The sequence below is a fragment of the Prauserella salsuginis genome (genome assembly GCF_024648885.1).
In the GTDB taxonomy this organism is placed as follows: domain Bacteria; phylum Actinomycetota; class Actinomycetes; order Mycobacteriales; family Pseudonocardiaceae; genus Prauserella; species Prauserella salsuginis.
Map to the genome: position 1 here is coordinate 122,116 of NZ_JANBBF010000011.1, position 15,588 is coordinate 137,703.

Here is a 15,588-nt window from a genome sequence, read left to right on the forward strand (position 1 = left end):
CCTACAAGGATCGGTCGTGTGGCCGGGCCACGCGAGCGTGACGGGGCGGCTTGACCGCGCACGCCGCCGCGGCCACCAGCACGGGCAGTACGAACAGGACGGCGAGCGCTTCTTGGTAGGAATTCGACCACCCTCTGCCCAGCGCGAGTACGAGAGGGCCGAGCGCGGAGGCGCCGATGACGACCGAATGCATCACGCCGCGCAGAGTTCCGAGATGTCCGAGTCCGAAGCAGTCGCCGAAGGCCACTCCCTTCAGTGTGCGCACCCCACCGGTGCAGGCGCCGAGTGCCACGCCGTAGGCGACGGCCGTCCAACCCGGACGCACCCATCCGGCGGTGAGCGTGGTGAGCGCGAGTACCACCATGATGACGATGACGAGTGCGCGGTCGCCGATGTGATCGGCCGACCAGCCCACGAGAAGACTGGCGAGCAGTCCGGCGACCAGTTGCGGGACGAAGTTCGCGGCCGCTTCGGTCATGCTCAGGCCACGTTCACCCAACAGGGAAACCTGGTGAAACATCAGTGCCGTGGTGATCAGGCTGCATACGCCTCCACCGCTGACGACGACCCAGAACACGGGCGTCCGGCTCGCGTCCCGCAACGTCCAGTCGGCAAGGGTCCCGTGCTCGCGTGCCGGCGTTCCGGAGCCGGCGTCGTCCCCCGACCAGGGGTTGGCCGGCCTCACGTTCGTTGCGGCCTCCCCGTCGGAGCGCACGCGCCGCGGAAGCACGAACAGCGCCACCGGCACGGTGATCGCGAGAACGGCCCACCCTTGCAGCTGCAGGACGGCGCGCCAGCCGAGGTCACCGATCAGTTGCTCGAGGGCCAACGGCGCCAGCGAGATCGCAGAGGTGCCGATCGCCGAGACGATGCCGGTCGCCAGCCCTTTGTGCCGCTGCATGTACATGGCAACCACGGTGGTCGCCACGAGGCTCAGCGCTGCCTGCCCACCGATGCGAATGCCGACGAAGGCCGAGGTCAGGCCGATGAACTCGGTGACGGTACCGGCCGCGAGCAGAGTCGCACCGAAGCAGAGACCGATGGCCGCCATGACGCGGCGTGGTCCGAAGCGATCCAGCAGCTTGCCCAGCAGCGGAACCACCAGTGCACCGGCCAGCGAGCCGATCGAGTAGGCCAGGGCCACCGACGAGCGGGACACGTTGAGCGATGTGCTCAGCGGCTCGACGAACAGTGCGATGGCTGCGGTCTGCCCCGGAGCGGTCATGGCCAGCGCCATCGAGGCAGAGCCGACCACCCGTGTCCGGTAGCCGGCCGAACCCCGGAACCCGTTCCTCGCGTGCACTGATGGGGACGGATTGACGCCGATCGACACGAGACCTCCCGCGCGTGGTGGTGGGCGGTCAGGTCAGGGCTTGAAGAACGAGGAGTCGTGGGTCTCGCCGAGCGCTGCGCGTCCGATCGTGGCGAGCACGTGATCGTCGTTGTCGTGGCGTGCGTAGAAGGTGAGATCGCGCAGGATCCGTTCCACAGGGCTGGGACGAACCAGGCTGCGCGCCCCACAGGCGCGCACGCAGTGGTCGACCGTTTCCAGCGCGAGGTGTTCGACCAGGTGGCGGGCGCTGTTCCCGGCGCGCTGTGCTCCGGCGCGTTGACCGCTGTCCCAGAGCTGTGCGACGTGGGCAAGCCACAGGTGCGAGGTTTCGATGTTGACCTTCATGGAACCGGCGCGTTGCTGGACGTAGGGGTCTGCGGTCTTGTTCTGGCGGGCGAGATATTCGAGCGCGTAATCGAAGGCGCCTTCGGCCGCACCGAGGAAGCTGGCCGCGTAGTGCGGGGTGAAGGCGCTCTGCCAGCCCTGGTGCAGGTAGGCGCCGGGGGTTCCGATGAGGTTCTCCTCGGGCAGGAACGTCTGGCCGAACTCGACCACGTGACTTGCCGTGGCACGCATGCCGATCGGGTCCCACCACGACTCGTCGACGGTGACGGTGGGATCGGAGAGGTCACATGCCAGTAGGAGCAGCCCCTCGGGCGGAGCATCCGCGTGCCTGGCACCCCCGGGACCCGCGGTGTTGACCAGCAGGAGGGCCCAGTCCGCGCCGGTCGCGCTCGTCGCGAACGCCTTGGTCCCGTCCAGCACCCATCCGCCCTCGACGGCGGTGATGCTCGTGCCGAACCGTGTACCTTCACCGGGCTTTCGCGCTTGCGGTTCGCCGCTCCACGCCACCCACTTCTGACCGCGGCGGGCGACGCCGTCGAACCAGCGTTCCTGCTGCTGTTCGGACGCCAGAGCCTGGAGAAGCACGAGCGAGTTGGTATGTCCCTCCCAGCATCGGCCCAGCGAGAGGTCGGCCTTGGCCAGCTCCTTGGTCATCAGCCACAACGTCAGCGTGTCACCGTTCAACGGGCCGAGCCCCAGGCCTCCGTGCTCACGTGGGACGGTCGCGGCGTTCAGGCCGGCGGCTGCCAGGTCGTCGAAGTCCTTGGCGGGAAAGGTGCCCGTCCGGTCGTGTTCGTCCGCGCGCTTGGCACACTCTGTGGCGACGTCGCCGACCTGTTCGAGCAGTTCGTGGCTGTGCGGACCGAGGCTCTGCAGCCACGTCGCTTCCGAGATTGCGAGGTCCACGTGTGGTCCTTCCTTCTCCGGCTTCCAGGGAGTCACGTTCGGGGAGCCAGTGGTGTCGGGGAGGGCAGGTCGCGCCGCGCGATACGCGCTGCGCGCAGCAGCGCGCGGGTCTGTTCGGTGGGGAGGTGTTGACCGGTCATGAAGTGGAACTGGCAACCGGCGTCGGCGAGCAGCACGTCCCACCCGTCGACGACGGCCAGTCCGCGATCCCGGGCAGCGGCGACGACCGCCGTCTCCTCCGAGGTGTAGACCATGTCGACGACGACCGCGTCGTCGGGAAGTTCGAGCCGAAACGGCACGTCGTCGGTCACCGGTGTCGCGTGCACGAGCACCGAATACCCGTCCGCCCGGAACACGTCGAGCGGTGTGAAGTCGAAGCCGAGCGCTTCGGCGACGGCCCGGCCGCGGTGGGGATCACGGTTGACGAGAACCGGGTCGGCGCCGCACGCGGCGAGCGCGAGTGCGGCGGCGCGTCCGGCACCGCCGCAACCGACCACGGCGGCCTTGCGGCCGGATACGGGTATGTCGAAACCGTCCAACGCCCGGCTGATCGCGGGGCTGTTGGACGTGTCGGCACACCAGGCGTTTCCTCGCCGGACGAGCGAGTTCGCCGCCCCCGATCTCAGTGCCGTGTGACTGGTCGTTCGCGCCGTGGTGAGTGCTGCCTCCTTGTGCGGCGAAACAACGGTGGCGGCCCGCAGGGGAAAGCCGATCTCCGCGAGTCCTGATTCGGCGACGTCGCTCCAGAAAGAGGCGAAATCCTCGACCTGGAACGGTACGTACAGCGCCGGGATGTCGAGTGCGCGATAGCCGGCGTTGTGCACGCGTGGCGACACCGATCTCAGGACCGAACGACCGATAATGCCGTAGACGGCCTGCAGGGGAGGAAGGCACGGAAACCCGTAGTCCGCCACGAGTCGGTCAACGGTGGGTACGTCGGGACTGCTGTCGCTCAGGTTGCCGAAGACGACGGGCGCGCCGAGTCGGGGAGCCAGCAGGCGACTCCAGACACCGGCGGATCCGGTCGCGAACGCTGTGACATCCGATCGCCCGATGTCGTGGAGAAAACGCAGTGGTGCCAACGCCTGTTCGGCCCGCGACACGTCGGTCGTGAGTAGATAGAGGCAGGCGCCGACGGTCGCCATACGGTCGAAGCGCTCGTGCAGCACGGAGCGTTCTGCGGTGGTTCCGTGCCAGGAGATGCGACGCTGTGGCGCCGGAATGCGGTTCAGGATGTCCGGGGCCAGGTCGTGCTCGGCTTCCAGGTCGACCACGTCGTAGTACTCGGCCGCGGCGAGCAGGCGGGCGTGCCGCTCCTCGGTCGAGCCGTCGAACTCGCCGCCGTGGTCCCGGCTGCGAAGGCAGTACGCCAACCGACCGCCGGCACGGTCCCGCAGGCGGGCTGTGGCCACGTCACCGACGAGGTCGGCTCGAATCTCGACCAGATCGGCCCGGTGTCGTAGCGCGTCCGACTCGACGTCCTCCTGAGACAGCGGCTCGGTGACAACCGCGTTGACCGCAGCACTGGTCCATGGCGGTTCTGAACTTTCGGTGCGTAGCAACGTCGCCTCCCGGTTTGCGAACAGCGGAATCGGTCAGGCGTGCCGGCCGGCACGATGCGGCGTCCCACGCGTTTCTGCGGAAAAGCGACCACCGAAATACGTGGAATCGTCGACGCCGGCCGTGTCGAATCGTGCGAGGGCTGTCGGTGTCAGGTTCTCGTTCGCCGTCGCTTCACAATGTTGATGAGGGCGTCGAGGACGATGAACCCGATCAGGGTGACGCCGAGGACGGGCATGGCCCAGGCCAGGATTGCGCTGGTGATCACCAATGCGAGCAGTTCCGCCTTCGAGAGACTGCGCCAGACCGGCGGTGGGTTGGGCGGCCACAACGCATGGCGGGGGCGTCGGTTCCACCACATCCGATAGGCGAGGACGATCAGCACCAGGGTGCCGAGGGCCAGCAGCGAGACGACGACCTGATTGACGATGCCGAACAGCGTGCCGTCGTGTGCTTGGACGCCGAAGACGTTGAGCTTGGCCAGAAGCGGGTAGTCGTCGAACGTGACGCGTTCGATCACCTGGCCGGTGTAGGGATCGACCGCGATGCTGTCCTTCTGGATCGGCCAGCCCGCACTGGTCTCCGCGACTTGCCACACTGCGCCCGGTTCGGCGGGCGCAGTGAACGTCAGCTCTCCGCGCATGCCTTCGGCATCGGCGGTCTCGACTACGTGATCGATGCCGATCTGCTCTTCGCCCGGCGATACGGGAACTTTCTCGGTTGTGAGTTCCGGTGCGGTGGAGTCGAAGGTCTCGAGCAGTTGGTCCACACGGTCGCCCACGTAGTTCGACTGCGAGAAACCTGTGACAGCGAGCGCGACGAGCCCGAGGCTGAGGAGCAGTCCCAGCGAGCCGTGCACGCTCCGCAGTCGGGCGTATTTCGACGCCGGCCGGCGCGACCGGGTGAACAGGCCGCGCGATCCGTGGGAACGTCGCTGTGCGACCCACAGCGCGAGCCCGCAGGCCACGATCACCGGGAGCCAGGTGGTCGCGAATTCGGAGTACAGCCGGCCCGGAGGGCCGAGGTGCAGATTGCCGTGGGAATGTCGTAACCACGCCTGTGCCGGCGGGCGATCCTTGACCGTGATGAGCTCGCCTTGCACGCGGTTGGTGTGTGGGTTCACGTAGACGGTGAGGTCTTCGTCAGCGAACTCGTCGACGTCCGGTAGTCCGGGCTTCGACAGGACGATCCCGGTGGTGCGGTCCTCGTCGGTAGGTGGGATGACCGCCTTGACCGTCCCCTCCGGATTGGCTGCCACGGCCGCGGCGACCTGGTCCGACACGGGCCGGGGCGATCCGGTGTCGGTGTCGACGAACAGTTCTTGCTCGTGCAGTGTGTCGACGATTTGCGGGGTGAACGCGTTGGCCAGTCCGGTGAGGCACATGATGGCCAGGAACGGCGCAACCGCGAAACCGGCCAGGAAATGTACCCGCCGCGCGAGGAGTCCCAGTCCTGAACGCGGCTTCGCGGTGTTCGGGACATCGTGGGAAACGGCGTCCGAGGCGAGCGACGGTTCCTCGCGCGACTCCGATGACCCGTCCGTGGTGGGCTTTTCCATGGGACTCCCAAGGCAAGTGACACAGGGGCGGAACGACTCACAATGTGTCGGCTGTTCCTGGAACTGCGACATCAATTATGAGCCCGTATCTTCGTTGCTCATCTTCTACCGAGAATATGTTGATCCACTACTGCGGTGGTATCAATGTTCGGGTGACCAAAGGTTTTTCCGTTGTGACGGCCGGGAGGATTTGTTCAACGGGCGGGCTTTGCGCGGTGACCTGAAGGCCCGTGCGCTCGCTGGAACGGCAGATACAGGTAAATTGTAACCACGGTTAGTCATCATTTGCGCCGAGTCTTCTTTTTGCTGCTCGGACGTGATAATCGGGCGTGACACGGAGTGAAGCGGGGTGGCCGTCATCGTCGGGTGTGATGCGGCGGTCTTCGTGCTCGAGTGGGTCTCGCCCGGACGACGTGGAAATGGTCATCGATGACGGTTGCGGACTTATCCGGCGCCCGGTGTGCCGTCCGCGATGCGGGCGAGGTAGTCCCGCAGGAAACCGTGACAGTGGTCCGCCGAGCCTGTAGTCAGACCTCGTTCGGCGGGGCCGGCAGGTCGATACCCAGGTGGGCGGGGAGCTCGTCCAGCCAGGCGAGGGCGGCGCGTTCGTAGCCGATGCCGAGTTCGAGGGTGGCGCGCCGCCCGCCGCCGTGCGGTGAATCGTCCGCGGCGAGCTCGCCGCGGAGGCGTTCGTACTGTTCGAGTCGTTCGGTGTGCCGGCGCCGCTGGTCCTCGATCAGCTCGGCGAAGCGGCCGGGTGGGATGTCCGCAGCGAAGGCGACCGTCAACAGGAACGGCACCCGCACGTTCTCGTCCTTGGGGGTGCTCGCGACCCATTCCAGGTATGCGTCCCGTCCCGCATCGGTGATGCGGTAGCGCCGCCGCCCGCGCACCTCCTCCTTCGTCGACTCGGAGAGCCCCTCGCGTTCCAGCGCTGCGAGTTCCCGATAGGCCTGACTGTGCTGGATCGTCCAGAAATTGCCGACCCGATTCCGGGCCTCCTCCACGAGCTCCCAGCCCGTCATCGGTTTCTCCGAGAGGAGGCCGAGCAGGGCCCCCGCCGTCGCGCTCACTGCCACGTGCACTCCCTGATTGCGAACCGTGATCATCGTGGCATGTCCCGCAACCGGGAGGTCGGGAGCGCGGCGTGGCTGAACGGCACCGAGACCATCTCCACCGCGCCCGGCCCGGTTCCGTTCGCGTGCACGCGCACTCGCTCGATGCCGGTCGCCACGAGGATCGAGAAGACGACGTCCGGCAGCTGCGCGGCAACGAACTGTCCGCCGAGCGAGAGCTCGGGGCGGCCTGCCTTCGCGGCGAAGGCGGGGCCGAAGTGTCCGGTGAACATGCGCTCAGTCAGCGGGCGCGGGGTCCGCCGGGATGCGGCGCCGGATCAGGTGCAGCGCGACGCTGCCGGCGACCGGCACAACGATCGCGGTGGCGGTGATGGCGAGCGTGCCGAGCCCGGAGTGCATCACCGGGACGATCAAGAACCCGGTGACCAGTGCGATCAGGTTGAAGCCGATATGGGACAGCACGGCTCCGTGGTACCCGAGGCGCGCGGCTCTCTCGGCCAGGACGGCGCGGACGATCATGACGACCCCGAGCGCGGTGAGCGCGGAGAAGATCGCCGTGGTCGCGGGCGCGCGTTCGGTCCAGCGGAGGGCGATGGCGACGGGGAGCAGGGCCGTCATGATCACGATGCTCACGGTGTGCGCGCGCAGCAGCGGGGTGAGACGGAGGGCGGCGATGCCGAGGCCGAGGGCGGCGATCGCAGCGGCCGCGTGGATGAGGACGAGGACGGTGTGCCACATGGCGACCCCCATCGATGGAGTGTCTTCACCGTGGCACCAATCACTGTTACATGTCAATATGTCATGTTGCAGCTTGGTCGCCAACGGCCCTCGGTGGCGACCGGGCGGCTGATCGCGGCGTCGCCGGGCGCTGTGTCCGTTCCCGTTGCGGCTCTTCGGCTGGTCACGCCGCGGGTTGGAACAGTTCGACGAGATTGCCGGACGGGTCCTCGAGCAGGATCTGCCGGCCGCCAGGGCCGGTGACGATGTCGTTACGGAAGCTGAGGCCGACGGCGCGCAGCCGGTCGACCTCGGCTGTGATGTCGTCGACGATGAGGTGGATCCGGTTCCAGCCGCCGGGGCCCGGTACGGCACCGTCCGGCATCGCCCGGCCCGCCGAGCTGGTCGGGCCGCTGAGCAGGAGCCGCAGGTTGCCGCGGGTGACGTCGGCGAACGCCGGTGCGAATGTGCTCCGGACGGTGAAGCCGAGATGGCCGGTATAGAAGGCAACGGCGTTTTCGACGTCGTCGACCAGGTAGCGAACGCTGACCAGGTTGTGCGGGATCTCGGACATTGCTGTCGCTCCTCCGTCCTTTCCATGCGCGGTCACGTTTCGCCCGTTGGCGGGTTCTTCCTTATGAGCCCGGGCAAGGGGAAGGTGTGACAGATGGAGCGCAGCGATTGGCTCGCCGAGCGGTTCGAGGAGCATCGACCGCGGCTGCGCGCGGTGGCCTACCGGATGCTCGGATCCCTGGCCGAGGCCGAGGACGCCGTACAGGACGCCTGGCTGCGGCTCAGCCGCGCCGAGACCGATGACATCGACAACCTCGGCGGCTGGCTCACCACTGTCGTCGGCCGGGAATGCCTCCATGTACTGCGGTCACGTCGCCGCCGGCGCGAAGACCTCGTGGCCCCCGTGGGTACACCGCTGCCCGATCCCGTCGTCTTCGCCGCCGATGAGGACGCCGATCCGGAGCGGGAGGCGCTGATCGCCGACTCGGTGAGCCTCGCGTTACTGGTGGTGCTCGACTCGCTCGGTCCGGCGGAGCGGCTGGCGTTCGTGCTGCACGACATGTTCGACCTGCCTTTCGACGAGATCGCTCCGCTGGTGGGCCGCACTCCCGTGGCAGCCCGGCAGCTCGCGAGCCGCGCCCGTCGGCGGGTGCACGGCAGCGAGCCTCCCATCGCCGGCTCGGACCACATCCGACAGCGGGAGATCGTCGACGCCTTCTACGCCGCTGCGAACTCGGGGGACTTCTCGGCACTCGTGGCGGTTCTCGACCCCGACGTCGTGTTCCGCGCCGACTACGGATCCGGCAGGGCGCCTGCGGTGTATCGGGGAGCGGCGACCGTCGCCAAGCAGGCACGACGGGCCCGCGGTGCCGACCTGCACCGGGTGCTGGTCAACGGCCTTCCCGGCGTCGTCACCTCCCGCCGCGGCCGACCCGTGTCGATCATGGCGTTCACGGTCGTCGAGGGCAGGATCGTCGAGATAGACGGCATTCGTGACCCCGACCGGGTGCAGCGCTTGGCCGGCCACCTCGTCCGGCCGGGCCGATGACTCGGCCCGGCCGGTCCTCGTCACTGCACCTCAGGTCCAATGTGGTGGTTCCGGCTGCCCGGCCCCGACGGTGGTCACCGGTCAGACCGATGTCGGTTCCGGTGCCGTCGTCTCGGGTTTCGGCGAGGCCTGTTCGTTCGCACGGGCCTTGAAGGCCCGCAGGCGCAGGCTGTTGGTCACGACGAACACCGAGGACAACGCCATCGCGGCCCCCGCCAGCATCGGGTTGAGCAGGCCGGTTGCGGCCACCGGGATCAGGGCGGTGTTGTAGGCGAAGGCCCAGAACAGGTTGCCCCTGATGGTGCCCAGCGTGCGCCGGGACAGGCGGATCGCGTCGGCGGCCGCTCGCAGATCGCCGCGGACGAGCGTCAGGTCGGAAGCCTCGATGGCGACGTCGGTGCCGGTGCCCATCGACAGGCCCAGGTCGGCCTGGGCCAGGGCGGCCGCGTCGTTGACGCCGTCGCCGACCATCGCGACCTTCTTGCCCTGCTGCTGCAGCCGCTTGACCTGGTCGACCTTGTCGGCCGGCATGACCTCGGCGATCACGTTCCCGGGGGCGATGCCCACCTCGGCTGCCACCGCCGCGGCGACCGTCGTGTTGTCGCCGGTGAGCAGGATCGGGGTGAGCCCCAGGTCCTGCAGTTGCCGGATCGCCCTGGCCGAGGACGGTTTGATCGCGTCGGCCACGACGAGTACGCCGCGGGCCTTGCCGTCCCAGCCCACGGCCACGGCGGTGCGGCCCTGGGCGGCGGCGTCGGCCATGGCCGTTTCGAGCGCAGGGGGCAGGTGCTGCGACCAGTCGGCCAACAGCTTCGGCCGTCCGACGAGGACGGTGCGGCTGCTGCCATTGTCGTCCACAATGCCCTGAACGCCGAGACCTTCCACGTTGGCGAAGTCCGCCACAGTGGGAAGATCGCCCACCCGCGCGGTGGCGCCCTTCGCGATGGCCTGGGCGATCGGGTGCTCAGAGGCCTCCTCCAACGCTCCTGCCAGCCGCAGCACCTCGTCGGGGTCCTCGCCCTCGGTCGTGATCACGTCGAGCAGCGTCATCTGCCCGGTGGTGACGGTGCCGGTCTTGTCCAGCACGACGGTGTCGACCGTGCGGGTGGTCTCCAGCACCTCCGGGCCCTTGATCAGGATGCCCAGCTGCGCACCGCGGCCGGTGCCGACCATCAGTGCGGTCGGGGTGGCCAGGCCGAGTGCGCAGGGGCACGCGACGATCAGCACGGCGACCGCTGCGGTGAACGCGGCGGCCAGGGTGCCGCCGGAACCCACCCAGAAGCCGAAGGTTGCGAACGCCACGGCGATGACGATGGGCACGAAGATGCCGGAGATGCGGTCGGCGAGGCGCTGCGCCTTGGCCTTGCCGGTCTGGGCGTCCTCGACCATCTTGGCCATCTGCGCCAGCTGCGTATCGCTGCCCACTCGGGTGGCCTCGACGACGAGCTTTCCACCGGCGTTGACGGTGGCGCCCACGACGGCGTCACCGGGGCCGACCTCGACGGGTACCGACTCGCCGGTGACCATCGAGGCATCCACCGCCGAGCTGCCCTCGACGACACGGCCGTCGGTGGCGATCTTCTCGCCGGGTCGCACCACGAAGTGCTCACCCACGGCAAGCCGGTCGATGCCGATCCGCTCCTCACGCCCGCCTCGCAGCACCGAGACCTCTTTGGCGCCCAGCTCCAGCAGTGCGCGCAGCGCGGCCCCGGACCGCCGCTTGGCGCGTGCCTCGAAGTACCGGCCGAGGAGGATGAAGGTGACCACTCCGGCGCCGACTTCGAGGTAGATGTTGCTCGCCCCGTCGGCGTGCCCCTGGGCGAGGGTCAACTCGAACGCGTGGGTCACGCCGCGATCGCCGGCGGTGCCGAAGAACAGGGCGTACAGCGACCACAACAGGGCGGCGCTCGTGCCCATCGAGATGAGCGTGTCCATGGTCGCGGTGGCGTGTTTGAGGTTCTGCCAGGCCGCCCTGTGGAACGGGAATCCCGCCCACACGATCACCGGTGCGGCCAGGGTCAGCGAAGCGAAGCCCCAGAAGTCGAACTGCAGTGCCGGGAACATCGCCATCGCGACCACCGGGACGGTCAACACCGCTGCGATGATCACCCGGTTACGCAGCGCGCGGACCGGAGCGTCCTCGTCGTCCTCGCTCGCGGCCACATCGCCGGTGCCGTCGCCGGTGTCGGTGCCGCCGGTGACCGGCTCGGGCAGTCGGGCGCTGTATCCGGCCTGCTCCACAGCGTCGACCAGCGCGGACTGCTCCACGCTGTCGTCGTAGGTGACCTTGGCCTTCTCGGTGGCGTAGTTGACGGTCGCGGTGACGCCGTCGAGCTTGTTGAGTTTGCGTTCGATCCGGTTCGCGCACGAGGCGCAGGTCATGCCGCTGATCGCCAGTTCGACACTGCTCGTGTCGGCCGGGGCCGCTGTTTCACTCGCCGTGGTCATGGCTGTTGCCCTCCTCGTTCCCGTTCGTGCCCGATCCGCCGCGGGCTTCGACGCCGAAACCGGCGGTGTGCACCCGCCCGTCGACCTCGAAGTCCGTCGGCCCGGATGTCGCCGCGTGATCGCCACCGCGGCCCGAGTGCTTGTCGTTGCTCGTGTCGCGGCCGTCCTCGTGCCTGTTCGTTTCAACGGTCGTCGGCCCGACAGGTCCGACGAGTTGGCCGATGCCGAATGCGCCGAACAGTGCCGCGGCCAGGATCGCGACATATCCGAGCAGTCTTCCCGCGGTGTTCATCGTCTGCTCCGTCCTCGAGTCGGCACCGTCAGTCGCCGATCCGGTAGCCGGCTTCTTCGACCGCGGCACGGATGTCGGCCGGGTCCACCGGTCCGTCGCCGGTCACCGTCACCAGGCCGGATTCGAGTGCGACCTGGACGTCGGCCACCCCCGCGACCTCGCTGACTTCCTCGGTCACGCTCATGGCGCAGTGGTCGCAGGTCATGCCGATCACGGTGTAGGTGCTGGTGGTCATGTTCGGGCTCCTTTGTTGATTATACCCTATACCCCTATAGGGTATATGAAGGGCAGATGTCCGGGTTCGGCGTGTTCCGGGGGTGGAACGCACGTGGGTTGCTCTGCCGTCGATTCCACCGGCAGCGGGTGACCCTGGCGATTACCCTACGGGGGTATACCGCAGAGATGCAAGTACCTCATGGGGGTATCGTTTCCGGATGTCGGGCGCACGGATCGCTCGGCGGGCTGCACGGGTGTGGTTCTGGACACGTGTGCGCACCGGGCGTGATACTCCATGCGTGTCCGCTGTCGTCGATCGTCGCCGGTATGCCCGTCTCAGTACGGCTGAGGTGGGGCAGCGGGACGCGTTCGCCTACTGGCGGGAAATGATCTGCGCGACCTTCGTGCGGTTGGCCGCCGAGCCCGTCCAGAGCGGGCGGTTCAGCGGCTCGATCGAACACGTTCCGGTCGGGGACGTCGAGTTGTCGACCGTGGTGGCGGGTGGCCAGCACGTCTGCCGTACGCCCGGTCTCATCTCGGCCGACACCGAGGCGTACCTGCTGGCCAGCATCCAGGTCGAAGGGCGCGGAAGGGTCGAACAGGACGGGCGGATCGCGGAGCTGGCCGAGGGCGAGATGGCGTTCTACGACAGCACTCGGCCCTACACGCTGCACTTCGACGATCCGTTTCACCAGCTGGTCGTGCAGGTCCCGAAGCACGAGCTGTGGCTGCGCGACACGCGCGGGTTGACCGGACGGACTCTCGGCACCGGCACTCCCGGTGCGGTCGTGTCCGCCTTCTTCCGCTCGTTGTCCGAAACGGTGGCCACCTCGCCGGACGGGGGCACGGGGCTGGTGCCTCACGCGATCGGTCTGTTGTCGGCGGCGGCGACGTACGCGAGTGGATCGGCGCCGCCACGGGAAGCGGCCGAGGCGGTGACGCGCCAACGTGTGCTCGACGTCCTGCGGCGCAACCTGTTCGATCCGCAGCTCGACGCAGATGCCGTCGCGAAGGCCTGCAACGTGTCGCGCCGTACGCTGTACCGCATCCTCGACGACGAGGGCGTGGCCACACGACTCCGGCGGATGCGCATAGAGCGGGCACAGGAGCTGCTCGCGGCTGACCGGGACCGGCCGATCGGGTCGGTGGCGGCGGCTTGTGGTTTCGAAACGGAATCCGGGTTCTATCGGGCCTTCCGCGCCGCCACGGGACAGACACCTGCCGAGTACCGACACCGATGCGGCACAGCCGGTCAGTGACAGCGGCACGTTCGGTCAGCCACGCGACGCCCCCTCCGCGCACCGTGACAGCCAGCGCGCTGTCCGACGATGTTCAGGGAGGCAGACATGCAGGGCGAAGTTCGTGTTGCTGCGGTTCAGGCCGAGCCGGCCTGGCTCGATCTCGACACAGGGGTCGATCAGGCGATCGATCTGATCGGCCGGGCCGCCGGTGGCGGGGCTCAACTCGTCGCGTTCGGCGAGACCTTCATTCCCGGCTACCCGTGGTGGATCTGGCTGGACTCCCCGGCCGCCGGCATGGCCTACGTTCCGCGGTACGCGCAGAACTCGATGACCCGCGACGGCGTGGAAATGCAGCGGATCGCCGACGCCGCCGCCCGCCACGGTGTACACGTCGTGCTCGGTTTCAGTGAACGTGCGGCCGGCAGCTTGTACATGGCACAGGCCTTCATCTCCGACACCGGCGAGCTGATCTCCGTGCGGCGCAAGCTCAAGCCCACCCACGTCGAGCGAACCGTATTCGGCGAGGGTGACGGCAGCGACCTGCAAGTGCACGACACACCGCTGGGGCGGCTCGGCGGACTCAACTGCTGGGAACACCTGCAGCCGCTCACGAAGTACGCGATGTACAGCATGGACGAGCAGATCCACGTGGGCGCCTGGCCGAGCTTCTCGATCTACCGCGGTGCGGCACGCGCCCTGTCACCCGAGGTGAACACCGCAGCGAGCCTGATGTACGCGGTCGAGGGGCAGACTTTCGTCGTCGCGCCGACCGCGGTCATCGGCGCGGCCGCCCACGAGCTGTTCTGCGACACCGAAGCCAAGAGACAGTTGTTGCAGCTCGGCGGCGGGTTCGCACGCATTTACGGCCCGGAGGGATCTTCACTGGCCGAACCGCTCCGGGAGGACGAGGAAGGCATCCTGTACGCCGACCTCGACCCGGCGCTGATCGCGATCGCCAAGTCGGCGGCGGACCCGGTCGGGCACTACTCGCGGCCGGACGTGCTGCGGCTGCTGGTGAATCGCAACCCGGCTCCGCGAGTGGTGGAGACTCCGGCGCCGATCGCACGTGAACCCGAGGTCGAGGAGTTCCCGCCGGTGACGGCGCCGGAATGACGTTGAATCATCCGTCCGGGTTGCACCACGGCAATCCATATTGGACACAACTGTGTCAACGGTGCAGCGACCACACAGGGCAGTGGAACAGATCGAGCGGTCCGTTTCGGACGGTGCAGCCAAGTGATGCATCGATCTCGTATAGGTGCGTTGTTTCCTTTGCCTGCCCGGTGTCATCAGTGTTCCGCGAGCGGACGTTCGTAACGTTGTCGACGTCCGGGGGAGTGGCACCGGGAACTTCTCCGCGTGACAGCGCGGGACTCGGTTCGCGGCCACTCGTGCCTGAGCGGGTCCGGTTCCCGGGCAGCGCGCCGCCCGGGAACCGGCGTGTCAGCCGTGGGTGATCGTGTAGACGCCGAGTTGCGGGTCGCCCGTGGGTGTGAGGGTCAGTCCGTGGGCGGCGACCTCGGCGCGGAGACCGGTTTCGTCGACTAGATGCCACGCGTAGCTGACGGTCCGTTCGTCGATCGCGGTGTCGCCGTCGAGCGTGCGGTAGGTCATGAACCACGTGAGCGTGCCGTCCCCGGTGGGTTCGGCCTTCGCGCGTCCCTCGTAGGTCAGCCGCCCGACCTGTGCCGTCGCCGCGACGGACTCGGGCACCGGCATCGGCTCGGCGGGCGGCTGCAGGTTGACGATCGCGATCCCGCCGCGGTCGAGGCGCCCTGCCAGCAGTGACCACAGCCGGTCGCGCCCGGCCTCGTCGAAGTGGCCGAGCACGTTCATCGCGATGAGCACCGAGAACCCGGCCGGCAGTTCGACGTCGGGAAACGCGGCCGGCAACACGGTGACGCGCCGGCGCAGCCGCTCGTCACCGTGGACGCGTGCCAGCAGTGCGGAACGCAACCCCGCAGAGGGTTCGACGGCGACGACGTCAGCGCCGGGCAGGGTCTCGGCGAGCAGTAGCGTGCCGTGCCCGCTGCCCGCGCCCAGGTCGACCGCTGTCGGGGCGGTTCGGGATGAGAGTACGTCGGTGAGTACAGGTCGCAACGCCGTCCAGAACGGAGCGATGAGCAGGTCGATGAACTCGGCGGATTCGGAGTACTCGTCGGTCATGCGACTCCTTCGGGAGTGGCGGACTCCACCAGCGGATCGTGGTGGAGGGCTGGTCGGTCGGAGTCATGGCCGAAACCCCCATCTCCTCGGCGGCTCGCTTCGGATCTACCTAATAGTAATGATAATCATTTCCATAAGATCCGGACAGATGTGCATTCGACGTTCGAGT

The 15,588-nt window shown here is 68.1% G+C and carries 15 protein-coding genes; 3 read left to right on the forward strand and 12 right to left on the reverse strand.

The window, feature by feature from the left end; all coding sequences use genetic code 11:
• Position 1 precedes the first annotated feature (1 nt).
• The 8 genes from LY40_RS15540 to LY40_RS15575 all read right to left on the reverse strand — a co-directional run bounded on the left by LY40_RS15540 (position 2) and on the right by LY40_RS15575 (position 8,060).
• Entirely contained in the window at positions 2-1,255 is a 1,254-nt protein-coding gene (locus tag LY40_RS15540; RefSeq protein WP_258937281.1) for an MFS transporter, read from the reverse strand.
• A 111-nt stretch (positions 1,256-1,366) separates the two neighbouring features.
• Positions 1,367-2,584 (reverse strand): acyl-CoA dehydrogenase family protein, encoded by a 1,218-nt coding sequence (locus LY40_RS15545; protein WP_258937282.1) that lies wholly within the window; start codon positions 2,582-2,584, stop codon positions 1,367-1,369.
• Between the two features lie 32 nt (positions 2,585-2,616).
• Positions 2,617-4,146, reverse strand: a complete 1,530-nt coding sequence (locus LY40_RS15550) for a bifunctional type I 3-dehydroquinate dehydratase/shikimate dehydrogenase (protein ID WP_258937283.1) — start codon at positions 4,144-4,146, stop codon at positions 2,617-2,619.
• 149 nt (positions 4,147-4,295) lie between these two features.
• Positions 4,296-5,702 (reverse strand): PepSY-associated TM helix domain-containing protein, encoded by a 1,407-nt coding sequence (locus LY40_RS15555; protein ID WP_258937284.1) that lies wholly within the window; start codon positions 5,700-5,702, stop codon positions 4,296-4,298.
• Between the two features lie 527 nt (positions 5,703-6,229).
• The gene (locus LY40_RS15560; RefSeq protein ID WP_221212624.1) at positions 6,230-6,781 is read right to left on the reverse strand and encodes a PadR family transcriptional regulator; all 552 of its coding nucleotides are present in this window, start codon (positions 6,779-6,781) and stop codon (positions 6,230-6,232) included.
• A 26-nt stretch (positions 6,782-6,807) separates the two neighbouring features.
• On the reverse strand, positions 6,808-7,050 hold the full coding sequence (locus LY40_RS15565) for a hypothetical protein (RefSeq protein WP_258937285.1): 243 nt from the start codon (positions 7,048-7,050) through the stop codon (positions 6,808-6,810).
• Positions 7,051-7,054: 4 nt separating this feature from the next.
• Complete coding sequence (locus LY40_RS15570; protein ID WP_258937286.1) at positions 7,055-7,528, reverse strand: hypothetical protein; 474 nt, start codon at positions 7,526-7,528, stop codon at positions 7,055-7,057.
• Between the two features lie 151 nt (positions 7,529-7,679).
• Positions 7,680-8,060, reverse strand: coding sequence for a VOC family protein (locus tag LY40_RS15575; protein WP_372497707.1), 381 nt, complete (start codon positions 8,058-8,060; stop codon positions 7,680-7,682).
• A gap of 102 nt (positions 8,061-8,162) precedes the next feature.
• On the opposite strand from LY40_RS15575, the gene LY40_RS15580 reads away from it, so the two are divergent.
• The gene (locus LY40_RS15580) at positions 8,163-9,056 is read left to right on the forward strand and encodes a sigma-70 family RNA polymerase sigma factor (protein ID WP_258937288.1); all 894 of its coding nucleotides are present in this window, start codon (positions 8,163-8,165) and stop codon (positions 9,054-9,056) included.
• 81 nt (positions 9,057-9,137) lie between these two features.
• On the opposite strand, the gene LY40_RS15585 is transcribed toward LY40_RS15580, so the two are convergent.
• The 3 genes from LY40_RS15585 to LY40_RS15595 are packed head-to-tail and all read right to left on the reverse strand — an operon-like array spanning position 9,138 to position 12,031.
• Positions 9,138-11,504, reverse strand: a complete 2,367-nt coding sequence (locus tag LY40_RS15585) for a heavy metal translocating P-type ATPase (protein WP_258937289.1) — start codon at positions 11,502-11,504, stop codon at positions 9,138-9,140.
• Complete coding sequence (locus LY40_RS15590) at positions 11,488-11,796, reverse strand: hypothetical protein (RefSeq protein WP_183778876.1); 309 nt, start codon at positions 11,794-11,796, stop codon at positions 11,488-11,490. The genes LY40_RS15585 and LY40_RS15590 overlap by 17 nt, the downstream gene beginning before the upstream one ends.
• Positions 11,797-11,824: 28 nt before the next feature.
• Positions 11,825-12,031: a heavy-metal-associated domain-containing protein gene (locus LY40_RS15595; protein WP_258937290.1), complete on the reverse strand. Its 207-nt coding sequence runs from the start codon at positions 12,029-12,031 to the stop codon at positions 11,825-11,827.
• A gap of 280 nt (positions 12,032-12,311) precedes the next feature.
• Between LY40_RS15595 and LY40_RS15600 the strand changes: the two genes are divergently transcribed.
• Both LY40_RS15600 and LY40_RS15605 read left to right on the forward strand, forming a co-directional pair.
• Positions 12,312-13,271 carry an AraC-like ligand-binding domain-containing protein gene (locus LY40_RS15600; RefSeq protein WP_258937291.1) on the forward strand — a complete coding sequence of 320 codons (960 nt, stop codon included), beginning with the start codon at positions 12,312-12,314 and terminating at the stop codon, positions 13,269-13,271.
• Between the two features lie 87 nt (positions 13,272-13,358).
• Complete coding sequence (locus tag LY40_RS15605; protein ID WP_258937292.1) at positions 13,359-14,366, forward strand: carbon-nitrogen hydrolase family protein; 1,008 nt, start codon at positions 13,359-13,361, stop codon at positions 14,364-14,366.
• 330 nt (positions 14,367-14,696) lie between these two features.
• Here LY40_RS15605 and LY40_RS15610 read toward each other — a convergent pair whose 3' ends face one another.
• Positions 14,697-15,419: a class I SAM-dependent methyltransferase gene (locus LY40_RS15610; RefSeq protein ID WP_183778870.1), complete on the reverse strand. Its 723-nt coding sequence runs from the start codon at positions 15,417-15,419 to the stop codon at positions 14,697-14,699.
• Between the last annotated feature and the right edge of the window lie 169 nt (positions 15,420-15,588).

Excerpts from the sequence above, each read along its gene's own strand:
- LY40_RS15555 (WP_258937284.1), bottom strand. The coding sequence starts at position 5,702 with ATGGAAAAGCCCACCACGGACGGGTCATCGGAGTCGCGCGAGGAACCG.
- LY40_RS15565 (WP_258937285.1), bottom strand. The coding sequence starts at position 7,050 with ATGTTCACCGGACACTTCGGCCCCGCCTTCGCCGCGAAGGCAGGCCGC.
- LY40_RS15570 (WP_258937286.1), bottom strand. The coding sequence starts at position 7,528 with ATGGGGGTCGCCATGTGGCACACCGTCCTCGTCCTCATCCACGCGGCC.
- LY40_RS15580 (WP_258937288.1), top strand. The coding sequence starts at position 8,163 with ATGGAGCGCAGCGATTGGCTCGCCGAGCGGTTCGAGGAGCATCGACCG.
- LY40_RS15585 (WP_258937289.1), bottom strand. The coding sequence starts at position 11,504 with ATGACCACGGCGAGTGAAACAGCGGCCCCGGCCGACACGAGCAGTGTC.
- LY40_RS15590 (WP_183778876.1), bottom strand. The coding sequence starts at position 11,796 with ATGAACACCGCGGGAAGACTGCTCGGATATGTCGCGATCCTGGCCGCG.
- LY40_RS15595 (WP_258937290.1), bottom strand. The coding sequence starts at position 12,031 with ATGACCACCAGCACCTACACCGTGATCGGCATGACCTGCGACCACTGC.
- LY40_RS15605 (WP_258937292.1), top strand. The coding sequence starts at position 13,359 with ATGCAGGGCGAAGTTCGTGTTGCTGCGGTTCAGGCCGAGCCGGCCTGG.
- LY40_RS15610 (WP_183778870.1), bottom strand. The coding sequence starts at position 15,419 with ATGACCGACGAGTACTCCGAATCCGCCGAGTTCATCGACCTGCTCATC.